Annotated in this window: 1 protein-coding gene; it reads right to left on the bottom strand. The window is 56.0% G+C overall.

The genetic code is table 11. The annotated features are described in order from the left end of the window. Window positions 1-30: 30 nt before the first annotated feature. Window positions 31-525 carry a DUF3429 domain-containing protein gene (locus B2T33_RS12225; protein ID WP_197145086.1) on the bottom strand — a complete coding sequence of 165 codons (495 nt, stop codon included), beginning with the start codon at window positions 523-525 and terminating at the stop codon, window positions 31-33. Window positions 526-736 lie beyond the last annotated feature (211 nt).

The following is a 736-nucleotide window of genomic DNA, read 5'->3' as shown; positions in this document are numbered from 1 at the left end:
AGCTGTTCAAGCCTGTAAACCTTCGTGGTCTTAGAGCCACGCAAACAAAAGCGACGCAATCACAATCACCGACAGGATGACGCGCAAGTTGCCATACCACGTCGGAAACTGACCGCCTTTCACTGTCTGCAAGTCAATCAACAGCATGGCCGCAAAGCTCGCCGCCAAAACGGGCAACCCAATCGCCAGCGGCACAAGCAGTGTCAACCATCCGATAAGCGACGGCACCACACTGATGCCAAGCGAAACCCACAGGAACTTGTCGGCACCACTGCCCTTATCAAAGGCATTTATTGCCCTTCCCCAATGCACGCCGCCCAGAAATGACAAAATCACCGCGCCATAGGCGACAAGGGTGAAATAGGCCAATGACTGATGTGCACCCGACAAGAATGCCCCGCCAATTGACAAGACAACAAACGGGATCGCGCCACTTAGCCCGAACCAACGCGCGGGGACCGGGATGGACGCAAAGAAAGCCGAAGCGGATACTGGATTACGATCTGTTGATGATTGCTGCGGCACGCCGATATCCTTTCACGCGGTTCTATCTGCGCTTTACGGAATCGGGTGCCGGGCTGATCACCGCGTTTGCAGTGATAACGCTTTAGCCACCTGCAAAGTGGCGCTTGGCACTCATCACAATGCCGCTGGCAACAAAGATCGCCGCGGCCGAAATCACGATGCTTGGCCCGGCAGGCGTATCGACATGCCAGGACAGGGAAATCCCCGCCAG

The sequence above is a fragment of the Thalassospira sp. UBA4513 genome (assembly GCF_002388495.1).
Taxonomy (GTDB): domain Bacteria; phylum Pseudomonadota; class Alphaproteobacteria; order Rhodospirillales; family Thalassospiraceae; genus Thalassospira; species Thalassospira tepidiphila.
Note: the sequence above shows the minus strand (reverse complement) of the source record. Positions and strands in the feature narration are given on the sequence as shown.